Annotated in this window: 15 protein-coding genes and 1 pseudogene; 5 read left to right on the top strand and 11 right to left on the bottom strand. The window is 43.6% G+C overall.

Features of this window, described 5'->3' with window-relative positions:
• The first annotated feature begins 348 nt into the window (after window positions 1-348).
• Window positions 349-2,709, top strand: coding sequence for a serine/threonine-protein kinase (locus RMY00_RS08510; protein WP_322647116.1), 2,361 nt, complete (start codon window positions 349-351; stop codon window positions 2,707-2,709).
• A 114-nt stretch (window positions 2,710-2,823) separates the two neighbouring features.
• Here the strand turns inward: RMY00_RS08510 and RMY00_RS08515 are convergent, their stop codons facing one another.
• The 8 genes from RMY00_RS08515 to RMY00_RS08550 all read right to left on the bottom strand — a co-directional run bounded on the left by RMY00_RS08515 (window position 2,824) and on the right by RMY00_RS08550 (window position 12,406).
• Complete coding sequence (locus tag RMY00_RS08515; RefSeq protein WP_322647117.1) at window positions 2,824-3,282, bottom strand: aspartyl protease; 459 nt, start codon at window positions 3,280-3,282, stop codon at window positions 2,824-2,826.
• Window positions 3,283-3,387: 105 nt separating this feature from the next.
• The gene (gene secA, locus RMY00_RS08520) at window positions 3,388-6,180 is read right to left on the bottom strand and encodes a preprotein translocase subunit SecA (protein WP_322647118.1); all 2,793 of its coding nucleotides are present in this window, start codon (window positions 6,178-6,180) and stop codon (window positions 3,388-3,390) included.
• A gap of 288 nt (window positions 6,181-6,468) precedes the next feature.
• Window positions 6,469-7,044, bottom strand: coding sequence for a cytochrome C (locus RMY00_RS08525; RefSeq protein ID WP_322647119.1), 576 nt, complete (start codon window positions 7,042-7,044; stop codon window positions 6,469-6,471).
• Between the two features lie 313 nt (window positions 7,045-7,357).
• Window positions 7,358-8,266 (bottom strand): MoxR family ATPase, encoded by a 909-nt coding sequence (locus RMY00_RS08530; RefSeq protein WP_322647136.1) that lies wholly within the window; start codon window positions 8,264-8,266, stop codon window positions 7,358-7,360.
• Window positions 8,267-8,339: 73 nt separating this feature from the next.
• Window positions 8,340-9,419, bottom strand: a complete 1,080-nt coding sequence (locus tag RMY00_RS08535; protein ID WP_322647120.1) for a bifunctional riboflavin kinase/FAD synthetase — start codon at window positions 9,417-9,419, stop codon at window positions 8,340-8,342.
• Window positions 9,420-10,006: 587 nt separating this feature from the next.
• A complete protein-coding gene (locus RMY00_RS08540; protein WP_322647121.1) occupies window positions 10,007-10,903 on the bottom strand; it encodes an MBL fold metallo-hydrolase in 897 nt (298 codons plus the stop codon).
• Window positions 10,904-11,190: 287 nt separating this feature from the next.
• A complete protein-coding gene (surE, locus tag RMY00_RS08545) occupies window positions 11,191-11,988 on the bottom strand; it encodes a 5'/3'-nucleotidase SurE (protein ID WP_322647137.1) in 798 nt (265 codons plus the stop codon).
• A gap of 265 nt (window positions 11,989-12,253) precedes the next feature.
• A complete protein-coding gene (locus RMY00_RS08550; RefSeq protein WP_322647122.1) occupies window positions 12,254-12,406 on the bottom strand; it encodes a hypothetical protein in 153 nt (50 codons plus the stop codon).
• Window positions 12,407-12,483: 77 nt separating this feature from the next.
• On the opposite strand from RMY00_RS08550, the gene pheS reads away from it, so the two are divergent.
• The 4 genes from pheS to RMY00_RS08565 all read left to right on the top strand — a co-directional run bounded on the left by pheS (window position 12,484) and on the right by RMY00_RS08565 (window position 14,973).
• Window positions 12,484-13,476: a phenylalanine--tRNA ligase subunit alpha gene (gene pheS, locus RMY00_RS08555; RefSeq protein ID WP_322647123.1), complete on the top strand. Its 993-nt coding sequence runs from the start codon at window positions 12,484-12,486 to the stop codon at window positions 13,474-13,476.
• 165 nt (window positions 13,477-13,641) lie between these two features.
• Window positions 13,642-14,259, top strand: coding sequence for a Uma2 family endonuclease (locus RMY00_RS08560; protein WP_322647124.1), 618 nt, complete (start codon window positions 13,642-13,644; stop codon window positions 14,257-14,259).
• 175 nt (window positions 14,260-14,434) lie between these two features.
• Entirely contained in the window at window positions 14,435-14,632 is a 198-nt protein-coding gene (locus RMY00_RS36115; RefSeq protein WP_416212052.1) for a DUF6883 domain-containing protein, read from the top strand.
• Complete coding sequence (locus RMY00_RS08565; protein WP_322647125.1) at window positions 14,632-14,973, top strand: DUF4926 domain-containing protein; 342 nt, start codon at window positions 14,632-14,634, stop codon at window positions 14,971-14,973. Before RMY00_RS36115 ends, RMY00_RS08565 begins: the two co-directional genes overlap by 1 nt.
• A gap of 154 nt (window positions 14,974-15,127) precedes the next feature.
• Here the strand turns inward: RMY00_RS08565 and RMY00_RS08570 are convergent, their stop codons facing one another.
• The 3 genes and pseudogenes from RMY00_RS08570 to RMY00_RS08580 form a co-directional block, all read right to left on the bottom strand.
• Window positions 15,128-16,342 (bottom strand): chromate transporter, encoded by a 1,215-nt coding sequence (locus RMY00_RS08570; protein ID WP_322647126.1) that lies wholly within the window; start codon window positions 16,340-16,342, stop codon window positions 15,128-15,130.
• 277 nt (window positions 16,343-16,619) lie between these two features.
• A complete protein-coding gene (locus RMY00_RS08575; RefSeq protein WP_322647127.1) occupies window positions 16,620-18,506 on the bottom strand; it encodes a S9 family peptidase in 1,887 nt (628 codons plus the stop codon).
• A gap of 312 nt (window positions 18,507-18,818) precedes the next feature.
• Window positions 18,819-18,999, bottom strand: a pseudogene (locus RMY00_RS08580) (hypothetical protein); the annotation flags it as partial.

The raw sequence follows: 18,999 nt of genomic DNA on the forward strand, positions 1-18,999 counted from the left end.
CAGAAGACAAGCTTGGGACAGCTTCTGGTAAAACTCTAGTTAAGAGGATACTTGTTGGTTAGGTTAGGGTAAAATCTCGCCCTAACCAACTACAGAAACGAAGTATATCCGGCTATGATCTGTGAGACAATCACTAGTTGTAACTCATTCAACAGAAAAATAATAAGTCAGGTAGTACCTGAGTAGGAATCTTTTGGGGGCTACCTTTGCCAATAAAAGTTTGTTGATAAATAGAAGATACTTTACAAATGTATAAGATTGTCATTTAAGTATTATTTCAATGTGCTTGTACTAAAACGTGGTCTGAATAAATAAAAGTGTTGGACTTAAATCAATCAGTAACATGATATGGCAGAAGAACCTACATCTACCTTAACTAAAAACTATGTCTCTGCTGCCAATAGACTGTCAAGTAAACCGACAAAGGTAACATCAACAGCATCAGCTCGTCAGTCTAGGTGGATGGTTCTCTTAGGTCATCTCCTTGCTGGTGGTTTGGCAATGGGTGCAGCAGTGCTGAGTGCTTCTGGTGGAGAATTAGTTCAATTGATGGAAAATAAGGCGCTTTCTGCCTTTTTTCAAGTGCGCGGCCCGATTTTGCCTCCAGAAGACATCGTAATTTTAGCAATAGACGATCAGTCAATATCAGTTCCCGCACAGTACTATAAAACAAATCCGAAACAGTATGCCTACTTAGAAACACTGAAATCTTATCCTTATAAACGAGCTGCTTATGCTCAGATAATCACAAAGTTAATCAAAGCAGGTGTCCGTTCTGTAGCGGTAGATGTCGTTTTTGACACGCCAAGTAGTTATGGAGCTACTGACGATCGCCAACTCCAGGCAGTATTGCAAAAGTATGGCAGCAAAGTTACTTTAGCAGCCGTCTACGAAAATTCCCAGACGCACCAAGGGTCTTTTATGCAACTGATTGACCCACAAGAGATGTTTCATACAGGGTCAGTGTCCGTTGGCTCAGTTAATTTTCCCTTGGAGGCGGATGGTAAAGTTCATCGATTGGCAAGTGAGTTTTCTAAATTGTTAGCTGAAGATAATTTGGTAGAAAAGCTACCTTCTTTTGATGAAGCAGTAATTAGAGCAGCACAAGTAAATTATCCCCGACCAAAGGGCAATCGCATTCATTTTTGGGGGCCTGCGGGTACATTTGAGCAAATACCCTTTTGGCATGTACTCGACCCGGAAAACTGGAACACCTATTTGCAGCAAGGAAAGGTCTTCAAAGACAAGATAGTGCTGATTGGTGCAACAGATAAGTTACACAATGATTATTATCCAGTCGCTGCTAGCAACAGCGCCAAACCCATGTCGGGCGTAGAAATTCACGCCAATGCGATCGCAACTTTAATGCAAGGTAAAGCGATCGCCTCAGCAATTAATAGTCCACCGTTACGAGGTTTGTTTGTGCTAATTATAGTTGGCAGTACAGCCTTAATGATTAGCAGACGCAAGCGTACTATCAATAGACTTCTCTATAGCTTCGCCCTGTCTAGTACTTGGGCAGGAATTAGTTATGGGTTATTTGTTCATAGTCAGTTAATTTTTCCCACTACTGTACCAATGATTGCGATCGCTATGATTGGATTTTCCTACTTAGGAACCTCATTAGTCAGAGAAAGCATCAAAAAACGCCAATTAGTAGATATTTTTCAAAAATATAAAACTTCCGCCGTTGTCCAAGAAATTATCAGCCAACAAGATGATTTACAAGACCTAATCCAGCAACGAGATTTAGCCTTATCAGGAAAAGTCCTGGCTAGACGCTACAGAATTGTCAAAGTTCTCGGTTCCGGTGGATTTAGTGAAACCTACATTGCCGAAGATACCCAACGTCCTGGAAATCCGCGATGTGTTGTCAAACAACTAAAACCAGCTAACACCAAACCAGAAGCTTTGCAACTTGCCAGACGCCTATTTAATTCAGAGGCGCAAACACTTGAAAAATTAGGAACACACCCCCAAATTCCGCAGCTTTTGGCGTATTTTGAAGAAGATGAAGAATTTTATTTAGTACAAGAACAGATCATTGGTCATCCTTTAAATCAGGAATTGCCACCAGGTAGAGCAATTGAAGAAATTGCAGTGATCAGAATTGTCAGGGATTTATTGCAAACATTAACATTTGTCCATAAAAACAATGTGATTCACCGGGATATTAAGCCCAGTAATATCATCCGCCGACATTCAGACGGTAAACTGATCTTGATTGATTTTGGGGCTGTCAAAGAAGTTAGTACAAAACAGCTCGATCATCAAGAGCAAAGCCCCTTCACCATTGGCATTGGTACTCAGGGTTATGCACCAAGCGAGCAATGTTTTGGGCGTCCCCACTACAGTAGTGATATCTATGCAGTCGGCATGGTTGGAATTAAAGCTTTGACTGGTATGGCACCTCGTGAGCTACCTAGAGATGCTGATGGAGAGATAAAATGGAGCAATGCCTACGACGATAAACTACGCACTCAGGTAAGTCACTCCTTCGCTAAGATTCTCAGTAAAATGGTGCTGGATGACTTCAAACAGCGATATCAGTCTGCATCAGAGGCTCTTGAGGAGCTTAAAGCTTTTGACGATATTTTAAACTTCCCAACCAGATACCCCATGCTACAGAATGACTCATTAATGAATACTTTAGATGACTTAGGCACTTCCACAAAATCTTGCTCAGAAGCATCCTCAGAAACTACTTGATATAATATTCGCCAAATTACCCATAATCCAAGTCTTCAAATTATTCAATGATGGCAAAATACGAGCGATCGCACCACAGACAACCCAAAAACTACGCCAAACATAAGCGATCGCTTACAATACACTCAGATAAGTTTGCTCAGAATTCATCGGCAAAATCCGCAACTTCCGATTTTTAAGGTCTGGCTCTAATCCTAAAACTTCCATTGGCGTCACACCCAAAAGGGCATAAGGTACTTCTGTGAGTTCCAAACAATCAAAGGTTCCTTGACGTTCTTCAATACTAAGTTCCACATCTCGGAAAATCCGCCCTTGCTGCACTCCAGCCGCAGTCTCTACCTGGGCTTCTCCACCTTTAACTAAACCTAGTTGGATAATAATGCTAGCAGGTAAACATAGTAAAGTTGCACCCGTATCAACTAAAACATTATCCAAAATACAAGAGCGAACTTCCTCTGGAGAAATAAAGCCTCGCTGTGCCAAAACTCGATCAATTCGATTCGTGACTGTGAGGGTAACTATTACTTGCCCCATTTGCTTACCCTGAAGATTTGGTAGTACCAGCTTACCCATTTCAGCAAACTCCTGAAAAGAAAATATTTTTGAGAGATGCCTTAAAATACAAAGACGCAAAAGCACTCTCTGCGCCTCTGCGTCTCTGCATGAGATATTCCCTACTTACACCATCTCAGACGAAGCCTGCACCATCTGTTGTGGCTGCGGCTGGAACATGAACAACGAGTACACCACATCTCGGCGGATGTTGACCATCATATCTAAGAAGAGTTCGTAGCCCTCACTCTTATACTCAATTAGTGGATCTTTTTGCCCATAACCACGTAATCCTACTGATTCGCGTAAGGCATCCATTTGTTGCAGGTGTTCCCGCCACAGAGTATCAATGCGTTGCAAGATAAAGAAGCGTTCAGCTTGGCGCATCAGTCCGGGTTGAACTTGGTCAATCTGCGCTTCTTTGAGGTCGTAAGCAATTCGCACCTGTTCATGGAGGAATGCTTTAATCTCGCTGACTGTCATATCTTCTAATTGATTTGACTGCAAATCCGCTAGTAGATAGACGAATTCTTTAACTTTTTCAACCAGCTTTTCTAACTCCCACTCTTCCGAGGGTAAGTCTACGTTGATGTAGTAATCAACGATGTCATCCATCGTTTTTTCGGCGTACTTGATTACTTGTTCTTTTAAGTCTTGACCTTCTAACACCCGGCGACGTTCAGCGTAAATAGCACGACGTTGATTATTCATCACCTCGTCATACTCAAATACCTGCTTACGGATATCGTAGTAGTAGGTTTCTACTTTTTTCTGTGCGCCTTCCAAACTGCGGGTGAGCATCCCAGATTCGATGGGCATATCTTCTTCCACTTGGAAGGCATTCATTAACCCAGCGACGCGATCGCCTCCAAAAATCCGCAGTAGGTTATCCTCTAAACTGAGGAAAAATCTCGTGGTTCCAGGGTCACCTTGTCTTCCTGCACGTCCGCGCAACTGGTTATCAATTCGCCGCGATTCGTGGCGTTCTGTACCAATTACGTGCAAACCGCCGATTTCTACTACCTCATTGTGTTCGCGGGTAGTAAATTGTTCATATTCCTGCTTAACCCGGTTGTATGCTTCCCGCAATTTCTGAATTACAGGGTCGTCGATGGGAGCTTTTTCTGCTGCCACAGCTACCTTGTCTTCAGCTTCTAATTCCGGTAAACTGCGATCGCCATATTCACGCACCGCAATTTCTACTGCATCTTTGAGGAGTTTTTCTGTCTCTTTTGTCAATTGGGTGGGAAAAATTTCTGGTGAAGCCCGCCAAGTTTTGACTTTTTTACCAGGGACAAAGCCTTGACCACCACCGTGTCCCGTAGGCAATCCGGCTGGTCTTTGAACGCCAAAGCTATCTTCATCTTCTGGCATGACGATTCGGGGCATGAAGTATTCCCGCAGCTTCAGACGTGCCATGTATTCGGAGTTACCACCCAGAATGATGTCTGTACCTCTACCAGCCATGTTAGTAGCAATGGTAACAGCACCTTTTCGTCCAGCTTGGGCGACAATTTCCGCCTCACGCTCAACGTTTTCGGGACGGGCATTGAGTAATTCGTGGGGAATCGACAATTCCTTCAGCAGCCGACTTAGAAGTTCTGACTTTTCTACACTAGTGGTTCCCACTAATACAGGTCTACCGAGTTCGTGCATTTCGGCACATTCTCTAGCGATCGCACCCCACTTGCCTGGTTCTGTCTTAAAGACCATATCCGACAAATCTTCCCGTCTGCGATCGCGGTTGGTAGGAATTACCGCAACTTCCAATTTGTAAATTTTTTCAAATTCCGGTTCTTCCGTTTTTGCCGTTCCGGTCATTCCACCCAGTTTTGGATACAGCAAGAACAGATTTTGATAAGTAATTGTCGCTAGAGTTTGAGTTTCTGGCTGAATTTCTACGTGTTCTTTGGCTTCAATAGCCTGGTGTAATCCATCACTCCAACGCCGACCGGGTAGCACTCGACCGGTAAATTCATCCACAATTACCACTTCGCCATTACGGACGATGTAATTTACATCCTTAAGAAAAAGTTCTTTGGCTTTAATTGCATTGAAAATGAAGTGTGCCCAAGGATCTTCTGGGTCAAATAAATCTGTGACTCCCAAAAGATTTTCAGATTCTGCAAATCCTTCATCTGTCAAAAGCACGTTACGAGCTTTTTCATCCACATCATAATGCTCGTCTTTTTTGAGTGTGAATGCGATTTCAGCTGCTTGCAGATACTTTTCTGTAGGTCTTTCCACCTGTCCAGAAATAATTAGCGGTGTCCGCGCCTCATCAATTAAAATCGAGTCTACCTCGTCAATCACGCAATAATTAAACGGGCGTTGCACCACATCTGCCATTGACGTCGCCATGTTATCCCGCAGGTAGTCAAATCCTACCTCGCTGTTGGTAACATAAGTAATATCGCAATCATAGTTTTTCTGGCGTTCACTGGGAGTCATGGTTGACTGGATTAACCCCACACTCAGCCCCAAGAACCGATGCACCTGTCCCATCCATTCAGCATCCCGACGAGCTAGGTAATCGTTCACAGTGACGACGTGTACACCTTTACCAGTAAGGCCATTTAAATAACTCGGTAAGGTTGCTACAAGCGTTTTACCCTCACCAGTTTTCATTTCGGCAATTTGCCCTACATGCAAAATGATACCGCCAAGGAGTTGAACATCAAAGTGCCGCAAGCCCAAGACTCGCCGTCCTGCTTCCCGAACAACGGCGTAAGCTTCGGGCAATAGGTCATCTAGAGTTTCGCCTTTGGCAAACCGTTGTTTAAATTCGACGGTTTTACCTTTTAACTCCTCATCGGAAAGAGCCTTAATTTCTTCCTCTAGAAGGTTAATTTCAGTAACAGAAGGTTGGTATTTTTTAAGCTTACGAGCGTTGGGGTCGCCCAACAAAAGTTTTAGCATGGCAGATTATAGAACTGAATCAAGGGGGATGGGAATTAAAGGTTTGGCATTGATTATAAACATTTAACCCAACCCAACCTTCTTGGTTGTGGATGGGTATCAAATGAGAATTAACTCAAAAACAGGAGAAAAACGAGGCAATCAGTTTACTAAATGATTGGTTTTAACTCTTATCTGATTATTTAGTCTTTCTTCATAGTATCATTTTGCCCCCAGATGGGGCCAGAGAAGGGAGAGTAGGAGGAGATGAGGAAGAAAATACTTCTTTATCCCCCTCATGCCCCCACCTTAATTCGAGTTGTTCCATTCTGCTGTCAGGCTGCGGAAATTATAATCGCTAGCGTCTTGATGACAGCTAACACAGCTGCCAAGCTGGACGGGACGTGGTAATTTAACTCCTGGATGCAAAGCTTTGAAATAACGTGAGTCATTAAGGCGATATGGTATTTCTTCGTCGTCTCGCTTAACACGAGAAAAAGTCGAAAGATATTTCCATACCAAGATGCGTGGAGGATCGACTAAAGGCTTTAGTTGTGCGCCGTAGTGCTGCGAGTCTTGCAGGAGATTTTTCCAAGTTTGGGTGGGGAAAACTGCTGGTGGTAAGCCTATGTGGCATGTGGAGCAGTTTTCCAAATACAGTTCTTGCCCTAATTGATACTGTGCAGGCACTACGTCAACAGTGCCAATTTCGGCGGTGGGAGTAGCACTTTGGGCATTGGTTGCCAATGCTAAAAGCCAACCCATAGCTAGGCTCCAGGTTACAATTACCAGAAGTAAACCGAAAAATTGACGTTTGAATTGGCGTTCGGCGCTTTGCTGTAGTACAAGGCGCTCGCGGATTTTGCGCTTAACAAAAATTGACATTCCTCACATTCCCAGATATTCAGAAGTGGCGCTTGTGCTAATCATAGGACTTCCCCAGCGTTGCCAGTAGTAATATAGCAATGACTATTGGCAAGCCCTTCTGTGTCTGTGCATCTCTCAACATTGCAAGGAAAAATCTCTTATACTAATTCACAATTCGCTTTTTCGCCCATTTTTTTCATTATTGTATTCCCAGTTAATCAAGTTGGGAAAAGCAGCTTTAGCTTGGTCTAGAACTTGTTAGATTTCAGGTTCTGTTAGTAACATTTTCAAGAGAAAGCAATTAGGTAAAGCTTTTTGGCAACAGTTATCTTTAAGGAATAGAAACCGATCGCAATAATCGCTCAACAACAGTTCTTGCATTCCGTCCGCCTCTAGGAATGAGGCGATGGCAAAGAACATGAGGGACGAGAAATTTTACATCATCAGGAATAGCATAATCACGCCCTAATACAAAAGCTAGCGCTTGGGTAGCCCGTTGTAATGCTAATGTGCCACGCGGACTAACACCAAGGGCTATTTCCTCATCTTGCCGTGTTACTCGCACCAATTCCAGAATGTACTGTTGCAAGGAGGGTGCCACTTTTACTTGAGAGCAGAGGTAACGCAATTCCTGTACTTCTGCCAAGGTAATACAAGGCTGCAAATCAGCAACCTTCACACCATTTTGGAGATTTTGCAGCATGAGGAGTTCTTCTGTCTCAGAAGGATAGCCCAAACTCAGCGACAACATGAACCGATCCATCTGCGCTTCCGGTAGTGGAAAAGTACCTTGATACTCAATCGGGTTTTGAGTGGCAATGACAAAAAAAGGCTGAGGAACTGCACGAGAGACACCATCGACTGTTACCTGATGTTCTTCCATGACTTCTAGTAAAGCTGACTGAGTGCGGGGTGTAGCGCGGTTAATTTCGTCAGCTAGGAGGATATTGGTAAAAATAGGCCCAGGAAGATAAGTAAATTCGCCGTTTTTTGGGTTCCAGATGTTAGTGCCAGTAATATCAGTTGGCAGTAAATCGGGGGTACATTGTAGCCGTTGAAACTTACCATCCAGTGAACGAGCTAGAGATTTAGCGAGTAGGGTTTTACCAACACCAGGGACATCTTCTAGCAGAGCATGACCACCACCTAGCAAGGCTACTAGCACTAAACGTATTGCCTCAGCTTTACCAACGATGGTAAAAGCCAGATTTTGTGTTAAAGCGTCAATTTTTTCTCTCATGCGGTGCGGGGAGTAGGGAGTGGGGAATTGGGCATTGGGAAGATGAATTAATAAACTATGCCCCATGCCCTATCTATTGTTCCCACTCAGCACTCAAAATTTCTTTAGCAACAACACAGTCAAGTTGAATTTGTGTTTTCAGGGCTTCTAGAGAAGCAAATTTTTGTTCAGGGCGCAAAAATTTCACTAGTTCTACAGCCAGTTTTTTGCCATACAAATCACCAGACCAGTCGAACAGATGTACTTCCGCAGAAGAATAAGTACCATTTACAGTTGGGCGGTTACCAATATTCATTACGCCCAAGCTTTCACTAGGAGCGACATCTGATATTTCACTGAGAATGAAAACACGGACAGCATAGACTCCTTGGCGGGGCAAAAACTTTTCTTTTGGTAGTTGGAGATTGGCAGTGGGAAAGCCAATTGTTCTGCCCAATTGTTGACCTTGAACGACAACACCAAGAAGAGTGTAGGGGCGTCCTAGTAGTAGATTTGCATTTTCGATGTCGCCTTGATCAAGGGTTTGACGGATCAATGAAGTGCTAATGCGGGCATCTTGAGTCGGATTAGTAGTGACGCAACTGCTTTCGGTGGGCGAGTTACCTGTATAAGTTTGTAAGGGAACGATGGTAACAGGGATATTATGCTTGGCGGCGATTAATTGCAAATCTTTAGCAGTGCCACTGCGCTTTTCGCCAAAACAAAAATCCTGCCCGATGCTAATTTGCTGGCATCGCAGTTGTTGCACAAGAATTTTTTGGACGAATTCTTCAGGGGTCAAAGCAGATAATTCTTTGTCAAAGGGTAGTAATACCAGTTGTTCTACCCCAAGCGATCGCAATTGTTGGACTTTTTCATCCAGTGGCGTTAACAAAGTCCGGGGCTGTCCCGTAAAAAATTCCTGTGGATGGGGGTCAAAGGTGACAACTGTTGAGTAAATATATTCTTGATTTGCTAGTTGTTGATTTTCCTTTGACTGCGGACTACTGGCTATTGATAAGTTAGCACCAGCCTGCAAGACTGGCTGAATTACCCTTTGATGACCAAGATGAACACCATCAAACTTGCCAAGGGCAACAGCAGTCGGCGTTAGCAGCCCTTCGTTTGAAGAAGCAACCCACACAGAACACCCATTTTTAGACAAATTTAGCACGTGGATTCTGAGATTTTAGGTTTATTTTAGCTATCAGCAGGAAGCTACCTTATGGTAAACCGCCTTGAGGAGGACATTCACTAACTGCCCATGAGGTCTTGTGCGATCAGCTAGGGTTTTGATGCTACCCCTTTTACATAGCAGCCAAAAGCTTAACCTAAGGGAAGTTGCCCAAGATGGTATCTTGTGCTATTAGCTTGACTACGAATTTTAGATTTTAGACTTTAGATTTTTTGGTTCATGCCCCGCCATGCTATGGCTGAACAAATCCAAAATCCAAAATTGATTGACAGCTAATTACTAAGTCCAGATTACCCAAATACCAGAGCTAAAAAGGCTCTAGTTCGTTGTTGAGACTGCAACAAAGGTTTTACCCTCCAAATTAGCCCCAATCTTAGGGTGTCTGTGAGGATCTGGACTGTGTTGGTGCTATAAGGTATGTCCTCCTGTTGTCGCCCTTCTCCTGTGGTTGGCGTGACAACTCTGGGCAGTGCTGTCTCACCGTACAGCCAACAGGTACGCTCTCGCGCTGAAAGCTTCTGATCACCAATCTAATCTAAAATCTCCAATTCCTCCGATCGCAATCTCTAGGTAGAAAACTTACTAACAGGAAAAGATTCTGATAAGACAACTGAGGTGGGAATCTGAAGTACCAATCCTTCCCGTGCCATAATCGCCCCAGGAAATTTTGCGGCTACTTCTTTCCCTACACAATCTAAAAAATCGTCATCGTGTGCGGGGTCGTGGTGGTAAATCACCAGAGTTTTGACGTTAGCAGCTTGTGCCACTTTCACCGCTTCTTGCCAGGTAGAATGTCCCCAGCCAATTTTCGGAGATTTGGGCGAATAGTATTCCTCGTCTGTGTAAGTGGAATCGTAAACCAGAATGTCAGCATTCCGAGCTAGCCACAGTACATTATCATCGAGTCGGTCGGGAAAATGTTCGGTATCAGTGATATAAGCCGCAGCACCACCACGCCAGTTGACGCGGTATCCTACAGCTTCACCTGGATGGTTTAAAGGTGCTGTTTCTACAGTAACGTCATCGATGTGAATTGGTTGCCCCGGTCGAATGTCGTAGAAACTTAAATTGGCTTGCATAATTTGCAAGGGTACGGGAAAATTCGGGTGCAACATCTGGTCATTGAGGCGCTGTTCTATGGTAGAACCATCAGGTGCGATCGCGCCGTAGATATGAAAGTCATTCCCCTTCACAAATCCTGGGGTAAAGAAGGGAAAACCCTGCATGTGATCCCAGTGAGAATGGGTAAAAAATATGTGAGCTTCTAACGGCATTTGGCGCAACAAAGATTGCCCCAAAACATGTAGTCCCGTGCCAGCATCGAAAACTAAGCGTTTATCGCCCGCTTGCATTGATATGCAAGGGGTATTACCGCCGTAACGAACGGTGTTTGGCCCTGGGCTGGGGATGCTGCCGCGAACGCCCCAAAATTGTACGGTAAATTGGTTCTCTATCCTAGACATGGGTATTGCTTGCTGGACTGAGCGGGCGATAAGTGGAAAAATTGTTACTGATTTTGTCTAAATTTATGCTGTCTTACCGATTTTGCCAGAGGAAGGATTTCTTGGTAAAACAGCATACCCTGTTTCTGGCTGATTGTGTAAATGTGAATGAAATACTCTCAGGTAAAATTTTCCAGTTTTTTGGGTGGATGTGTATCGGTTATTTCAAGAGTGTCCCTACGTTATAGCCTACATTTTTCTCTGATGCCTTTAAATAATTCTAGTTTTATCCTGATAAATCACATGATTCATGGAAAATTGAATTCCCACTCAGATAATTTATTTAGCCCATCTGCGTGAGTAAGATTGTATTGTAACGGCGTTATACTGATGTAGTTTTTACGTACAACATGCACATCTAACGGTACATTTTGCAGTACATTTAATCCGCTTGGGGGTTCTACATCCTCAATTACCTCTCCGGTTAACCAGTAGTACGTTTTTCCACGAGGATCAACTCGTTTATCAAACACATCAATGTAATGCCGCAGACCTTGACGGGTAAGAGTAACTCCGGCAATTTCTTCCCATTTGACCGCAGGAATATTGACATTGAGCAACATTAAATCTGGCAAAGGTTTTTGGGCTAACTGGTCTACGAGAATTTTGGCAAACTTAGCAGCAGGTTGAAAGTCTTTAGAGGTGTGACTAATAAGACTCAGTGCTACACTGGGAATGCCTTCAATTAAACCTTCCATTGCCGCCGAAACAGTACCGGAATACAATATTTCAGTTCCCAAATTCGCACCTTGATTAATGCCAGAGAGAACCAAATCGGGAGGAGTATCTAGCAAAGCCCAAAGCGCCAATTTGACGCAATCTGAAGGCGTACCATCGCAAGCCCAAGCTTTGACAGCAGGATGAAAAATCCCTTCAACAATTTCGGCGCGAATAGGTTGATGTAAAGTTAACCCGTGTCCAGTTGCCGATCGCTCTCGATCTGGGCAAACTACACTTACATCATGACCTGCCTCTGCCAAGTAGTTAGCTAGGGTACGAATCCCCAAGGCAGAAATGCCGTCATCGTTGCTAATTAGTAATTTCATAGTCATTGGTCATTAGTCATTAGTCATTAGTCATTAGTTATTTGTTATTTGTTATTCGTTATTTGTCAATGTCTAAGGTCACAAGTAGCAAAAAACATTTATACTCATTCATAAACTGTGTCTAAAGTTTGCCTACCTTTAAGACTAGTTGCTTAATCCTTAAATCTTGTAAGTAAGATGTTATGGGAATCCGATTTGATTTCTGAACTTTTTTGAGTAGGTAATGCGGAATTAGCCTTTTCGAGTTGAAGGCGAGTTTTTTCACTCAATCAAATAAGCGCCCTATAGCTGGATTTATGCCAAGCTGTGGTAGCCCAGTCGTCTCTAATTGATAAACAAAGGTTTGGTTTTGACTTTTGACTTCCCTGTTCGCGCAGCGTCCCCAAGGGTTGGGGCTGACTCTCGATGTTAATGGCATAGCTGTAAGTTGATTTATCGAGCAGCTTACAGCTTTTGAATATAGACTAATGACTAATGATCAATGACTAATAACTAATGACTAGCAATTTAGAAGCTCAACTTTTAGCACTGCGGCAAGAAGGAGAAAAAGCGATCGCAGCCGCCGACAGCCTAGAACGTCTGGAGGAACTCAGAGTTAACTATCTGGGTAAAAAAGGGGAACTAGGGGCACTGTTGCGAAGTATGGGGCAGATGAGTGCAGAGGAACGGCCAAAAATTGGAGCGATCGCCAATACAGTCAAAGAATCCTTGCAAACTAGTCTAGACCAGCAACGCCTCTCCCTGGAAGCCGCGCAAATTCAGCTACAGCTAGAGGCTGAAACTCTCGATGTTACTATGCCGGGAATTTACAGCCCTCAAGGTCGTATTCATCCCCTCAATGGTATTATCGACCGGGCGCTAGATATTTTTGTTGGTATGGGCTACACCGTGGCTCAAGGGCCAGAGATGGAAACAGATTACTATAATTTCGAGGCTCTTAATACCCCGCCTGACCACCCCGCCCGTGATATGCAGGATACCTTCTACCTGCCAGATGGTAATCTTTTACGCACTCATACCTCGTCAGTACAAATTCGTTACATGGAAAGAGAAGACCCACCGATTCGGGTTGTAGCTCCAGGGCGAGTTTATCGGCGAGATAATGTAGACGCGACTCACTCAGCAGTTTTCCATCAAATAGAACTTTTAGCCATTGACGAGGGACTAACTTTTACAGACCTCAAAGGCACAATTAAAGTATTTTTACAAACAATATTTGGTGATTTACCTATTCGCTTCCGCGCCAGTTATTTCCCGTTTACTGAACCTTCGGCTGAAGTAGATTTGCAGTGGAATGGTCGCTGGCTGGAGGTGATGGGCTGCGGTATGGTCGATCCAAATGTACTTAAGTCTGTGGGTTATGACCCAGAAATTTATACAGGGTTTGCTGCGGGTTTTGGTGTAGAACGCTTTGCAATGGTGTTACACCAAATCGATGATATTCGTCGGTTATATGCTAGTGATTTGCGATTTTTGCGGCAATTTTAGGGAAGCGATCGCTTTAAATAATCAAGCGTTTACTAAATTTGCAAAAGTCAATTTGATGAAAAGATAACCACAGATAAATACCCATGAATTATCTGTGGTTTTAAATAATAGATCAGGATTGATGAATTTGGTAAACTATTAGTACGTAACTTCTCTTGACCTGATATGACTGCGATCGCTGGCAAACATCTAACGCTTGAGGAATATTTGAAGTATGACGATCGCACGGATAGCCAGTATGAACTGGTAGCAGGTGAGTTAGTTTCCATGCCACCTGAAAGCCCAAAAAATGTCCAGATATCTCTATTTTTGCTAGTAAATTTCCTCAAGTTCGTTCCAGTTAATCGGTTAAGTAACAAAGTTGAAATTGTTGTTGCTGGTTCTCGTGCAACAACTCGCATTCCTGACTTAGTTGTGCTGACGGATGAACTTGCAACAGCCTTAGAAGGTGCAACGCGATCCACAATTACCCTGGATATGCCACCTCCAGCATTAGTTGTGGAAGTTGTTTCTCCTGGCAAAGCTAACGAAGATCGGGACTATCGCTACAAACGTTCCGAGTATGCCGCAAGGGGAATTGCTGAATATTGGATTGTTGATCCACAAAGAAATGCAGTTACCGTACTGATATTAGTTGACGGGTTTTATGAAGAAACCAAATTTATAGGAAACAGTGCGATCGCTTCTACTATTTTCCCAGAATTACAGCTAACCGCAGATCAATTACTCAACCCTGGAGAAAGCAATATCTCAAATACGCAGACAATCAGCGTCCCACAGTAAAATGTAGTCAATAAATCCTACCTAAAATTCATGCCATGAGCCGATGGTCTTTTTACCGCAGGATGCAATAATTGCAGAAGAAAAGCTAACCAAGTATCTGCTTGTGCCGTTGCCAAAAGACGATAAATCTAAATTTCTGGCTATGGCTGGGTACACATTAGACAACTGGCAATAACTGGAACAGGATCTACGCGCTCAAGTTTTAACGCAACCTGCCGAGGCGATCGAAACAACTCGTTATGGGCAGAAGTATGCCATTCGTGCGTGTCTGCAAGGGCTTAATGGCGTTGAACTAAATATCTTAACCATTTGGATGGTTGCAAACGATACAACCAAATTTGTCACCTTAGTGCCAGATCAAGGAGCGAATTAATGAAGCTACAGTACCCCTTATTCTCTCAAGTTGCCTTAGCGCAAGACTTACCAAAATACAACCTGAAGCGAGGGAATGTTGCAACAATTGTGGAACATTACCCTATGCCTGAAGGGGAAGAGGACGGGTATAGTCTAGAAGGGTTTGATTTGCCCCATGTGACAGTCGAAGTCGCAGCATCTCAAATTATTCCCATTGCCCAGTGGCAGCAAGAAGAAATGATTTTAGCTAAGTTACGTCAGCTATCTGGAGCGAGGCTATTACAATTACAAGATTATCTCGATTTTCTGTTGCAAAAAGAAGAGTCTGAGCATCAAAGTAGGTTGCAATCTCCTATCTAAGGATTTGGCGAGAAAGTTTTTTGCGTCGCTTCTACTATTTTCCCAGAATTACAGCTAAACGCAGAGCAAGTACTCAACCCTGGAGAAAGCAATATCTCAAATACGCAGATAATCAGCGTCCCACAGTAAAATGTAGTCAATTTTATCGCTATCTTTAACCTAATAATATGTGTGAAGCAAATCCGAGCGCTCCTCCTGCCAGTACTAACCAGGCAGAATTTATTTTAAATTTAAACACAGCGATCGCACTCACAATTGCTACGATAATTGTCAACCAATCCACTAGCGCGGTTCGTCCTAATGTGTAAGTTACTCCTACCATTAATCCGAGAGAAGCCGCATTCACACCATCCAGAAATCCACTTGCCCAAGGAGATTGACGCAACTTATAAACCCAAGGATTAACCACCCAAACCAGCGCAAAAGCTGGCAAGAAAATGCCAATTGTAGCAGCGATCGCCCCAGTATTTCCTGCTAGCAAATACCCAATAAAGGTTGCGGTGGTAAAAACAGGCCCCGGTGTAAACTGCCCGATCGCTACGGCATCTAAAAGCTGTTGTGATGTCAGCCACTGGTTACGCTCGACCAAATCCCGTTGCAGAAATGCCAGCAATACATAACCACTGCCATAGAGAACACATCCAATTTTGAGAAAAAAGACAAAGACGCTAATCCAACTGACTGATGTAACTGCTGCTGTTGTACTACTAACCTGCGCCAGAATACCTGAAATAGGTAACAGGAATGCTCCACTTGTGTGTCCTCTAGCTTGCCAATTCTTCACTAGCATGACAGCGATACCTAGTAAAATCAGCACCAAAATTTCGTTCAATCCAGCTAAATACGCTGCAATTCCTACCATCCCTGCAATGATCGTCGGCACATCTTTAGCTGCCTTTTTCCCTAGATTCCACACAGCCTGAATCACGATCGCAATTATTACAGGTTTAATTCCATAGAGCAGCCATTCCACTTGCGGGACTGTTTGATAGCGAGCATAAATGGCGGCTAATGCCCAAACTATCAGCATCGCCGGGAGAATAAAACAGCTACCCGCAACCAGTAAACCACGCCATCCGGCTCGTTCGTAGCCAATATGGATCGCTAATTCCGTCGAGTTGGGGCCTGGAATCAAATTCGTAATTCCTAGCAAATCTAGCAGTTTCTCCCGGCTCATCCACTGACGGTGATTCACCACTTCATTGTCCATCATGGCGATATGGGCAGCAGGGCCACCAAAAGCGATCGTCCCCAATCGTAAAAACACTGTTGCCAGTTCTGTTAATCGCTGCTTCTGTTGTCTGGGAGTCAAAATGTTATAGGAAACCGCTTCTTCCTCTTTCTGGATATCCTCAGCTTCTTGTGTCACTATAGTTTTCCTGATTATGGATAAAGTACAGAAAAATATTTAACCACAGATGAACACAGAGGTTTGTAGAGACACGGCATTACCCAATACTTGTCGGGTTTTGGGGAAAAGGGGAAGGGGGAAGGGGAAAGAAAAAACCTTTACCCTTTAACCTTTTCCCCAAACCCAATGCCGAGTTGAAAATGCACAAAGCGTGCAGTATTGCGGCATTGCCTATATGTCTCAACTTCAGCCAAAAGGTGGTCAGTGAATGACACTAACCACCATGCGTGAAAGTTTATTTAACAATTCCTGAATGACCGGGGATATCTGCCAAAGGTTCAAATCTGCCACCTAAGTATTTGGCGAGAAACTCTTCTGCGATCGCAAAAAAGTGCAACCGATTTTCTGGTCTGGCAAAACCGTGTCCTTCATCAGTGTAAAGTGCATATTGTACTGGCAAACCAGCCTGCTGCATTGCATTGACAATTTGATCGCTTTCTGATTGTTTGACTCGCGGATCATTTGCACCTTGACCGATAAGTAAAGGTTTTTGAATTCGATCAGCAAAAAATAAAGGCGATCGCGATTTCAAAAATTCCTCTTCTGTCTCTAAGTTACCGACACGATGATAAAGCATTGCCTTCAATGGTTCCCAATAAGGCGGTATAGTTTCTATCAAAGTAATTAGGTTACTTGGCCCCACAATATCCACACCAGCCGCAAAGATTTCTGGTGTAAAAGTTAACCCCACTAAGGTGGCGTAACCACCATAAGAACCGCCCATAATCGCAATCTTTTGCGGGTCGGAAATACCTTTTTCTACTAACCAGTTCACGCTGTCAATCAAGTCATCGTGCATTTTGCCAGCCCATTCTCGATTCCCAGCATTCAAAAATGCTTTACCGTAACCAGTAGAACCGCGAAAGTTCACTTGCAGAACAGCATAACCCCGGTTAGCTAACCATTGCGTTGTGGCAGAAAAACCCCAAGTATCCCGTGCCCAAGGGCCACCATGAACCAGGAGTACTGTTGGTAGATTCTGGCTAGGTATTCCTACAGGGGTTGTCAGGTAACTGTGGATAGTTAAACCATCCCGTGCTTCGTAAGAAATCGGTTGCATTGAAGCTAACTGCAACGTTTCGAGTTTGGGTTGGTTGCTAAAGAGGAAAGTGCTAGTTTTGGACTCTCGGTTGTAGGCATAGTAATAAACTGGGCCATCGTCAGTTCTATAAGCTAAAGCCCAAGTTTTATCTTCCAAATCGCGGCTAATTATAGAGAATTCACCAGGACGTACCTTGGCAATTTCCTCAAAATCTGCGGCGATACTCTGGTCAATTACTTGCCATTCTTGTTTATCTTTGTAGAAAGAAACTGCTTGGATAACTCGCGTCAGTGGTTGAATGATTATCCCGACAACATCATACTGCTCATCTTCAGCAATGACAGTTTCTTGACGAGTGTCTAAGTCAACAGCTAGCAGACGTTTGGCGTTAGCATCGTGATTCCCTTGAATATAAAGGGTTTTACCATCAGCCGAGAAACTTACAGAATTCCCTTCTTCTTCTGGCCCCCAGTGGCGAAGAATTTCCCACTGTTTATCGGGTTTCTGCAATAAGAGGTCGTAACCACCACCGGCTGTGCTAGCTGTTGCTGCACGTATTTGGAAATCAGCGTCAGATGTCCAACTGATAATGTTACCGGGGTTGTCAGTGTCGAACTCCACAGCACCATTTTTTAGATTGATGCGGTAAACGTCAAACTTTTGGGGATTGTTCAAGTTCAAAGCTACCAGCATTTGATCTGGAAATTTGGGTTCAAGTTCCACAAGTTCGGCTTTTACACCCTGGAATGGCGTTAAGTCACGCACAATCTTGGAGTGAATATTAACCAAGTGGAGGTGAAAGTTCTCGTCGCCATCCGAGTCCTGCATATAAATCAACTGGTCGGCGTTATAAGTCCAGAAGAAAATGCGGATACCGCGCTTTTTATCGGCAGTTAGTATTTGGTCGTCTTCTTGTCCTACAGTTCGCAACCAAACCTGCAAGACATTTTTCTCATCAGGGGCAATATATGCCAAGTACTTGCCATCAGGCGAGAGTTGTGGGCTAGTCTTTTCGGGATTCCCAAACAGAATTTCGCGCGGAATCAGTGGTGGTAGGGAGAGTGCTTGAGCAGATGCCATATTTTCATCCTCTACTTAACTACCTTATTGTTACTTGGTTATCAAAATGACAATTCATCCTATTGGATGAACCTAGAATAAGTAGGGGAATGCCTGAAGGTAAAAGAGCGCCCCATGTAAAGACACAATTTATCGCGTCTAAAACACAGGCACATTAGAGAGCAATACGCTTGGGTTAAGGAAATTTATCTGTTAAGGCAGGCAGGGGGAGCAGGGGATGCAGAGGAGGCAGGGGGGGAGAAAAAAGCTTAACTCAACGGTATTGCATTAGAGAGACGCGATAAATCCCCGTCTTTATAGAGAATTTACTCATCAATTATTCTTAGTGATGAGTCTTTTATATTCGTGAATGAGTCTTTTATACTCGCTGACGAGTCTTTGATACTCGTGAATGAGTCTTTGATACTCGCTGACGAGTCTTTGATACTCGTGAATGAGTCTTTTATACTCGCTGACGAGTCTTTGATACTCGTGAATGAGTCTTTGATACTCG

It is taken from the genome of Nostoc sp. ChiVER01 (assembly GCF_034531155.1).
Taxonomy (GTDB): Bacteria; Cyanobacteriota; Cyanobacteriia; order Cyanobacteriales; family Nostocaceae; genus Nostoc.

Coding starts and splice junctions, on each gene's coding strand:
- RMY00_RS08510 (WP_322647116.1), top strand. CDS start 349: ATGGCAGAAGAACCTACATCTACCTTAACTAAAAACTATGTCTCTGCT.
- RMY00_RS08515 (WP_322647117.1), bottom strand. CDS start 3,282: ATGGGTAAGCTGGTACTACCAAATCTTCAGGGTAAGCAAATGGGGCAA.
- secA (WP_322647118.1), bottom strand. CDS start 6,180: ATGCTAAAACTTTTGTTGGGCGACCCCAACGCTCGTAAGCTTAAAAAA.
- RMY00_RS08525 (WP_322647119.1), bottom strand. CDS start 7,044: ATGTCAATTTTTGTTAAGCGCAAAATCCGCGAGCGCCTTGTACTACAG.
- RMY00_RS08530 (WP_322647136.1), bottom strand. CDS start 8,266: ATGAGAGAAAAAATTGACGCTTTAACACAAAATCTGGCTTTTACCATC.
- RMY00_RS08540 (WP_322647121.1), bottom strand. CDS start 10,903: ATGTCTAGGATAGAGAACCAATTTACCGTACAATTTTGGGGCGTTCGC.
- surE (WP_322647137.1), bottom strand. CDS start 11,988: ATGAAATTACTAATTAGCAACGATGACGGCATTTCTGCCTTGGGGATT.
- RMY00_RS08550 (WP_322647122.1), bottom strand. CDS start 12,406: ATGCCATTAACATCGAGAGTCAGCCCCAACCCTTGGGGACGCTGCGCG.
- pheS (WP_322647123.1), top strand. CDS start 12,484: ATGACTAGCAATTTAGAAGCTCAACTTTTAGCACTGCGGCAAGAAGGA.
- RMY00_RS08560 (WP_322647124.1), top strand. CDS start 13,642: ATGACTGCGATCGCTGGCAAACATCTAACGCTTGAGGAATATTTGAAG.
- RMY00_RS08565 (WP_322647125.1), top strand. CDS start 14,632: ATGAAGCTACAGTACCCCTTATTCTCTCAAGTTGCCTTAGCGCAAGAC.
- RMY00_RS08575 (WP_322647127.1), bottom strand. CDS start 18,506: ATGGCATCTGCTCAAGCACTCTCCCTACCACCACTGATTCCGCGCGAA.